Raw genomic sequence first — 255 nt, 5'->3', positions numbered from 1 at the left:
CGCGCTTTTTGGCGTGGCCGCCGCGCCGCCGAGGAGGACGCGTCATGTGACGCGATCCCTTCTGCGATTCCAGCAAATATGTTTCGTCCGCCTCGACGATGCCGCTCAAGGGTTTGGGCCGGTCGTCCTTGGCCATGGCAAGAAAACGGTGACGCCAGCGAAAACTGGTGTTGCGGTGGATGCCGGTGGATTCGGCTGCGGCCCGTACCGTCATCGAACCCAACATGCACTGCAGGAACGGCAACCATTTCTCGC

At 62.0% G+C, this 255-nt stretch carries 1 pseudogene; it reads right to left on the bottom strand.

Annotated features, from left to right (window positions below):
• A pseudogene (locus GM672_RS30320) lies at nt 1-255 on the bottom strand (IS1595 family transposase); the annotation flags it as partial.

This window comes from Pseudoduganella buxea (assembly GCF_009720835.1).
GTDB lineage: Bacteria > Pseudomonadota > Gammaproteobacteria > Burkholderiales > Burkholderiaceae_D > Rugamonas > Rugamonas buxea.
Note: the sequence above shows the minus strand (reverse complement) of the source record. Positions and strands in the feature narration are given on the sequence as shown.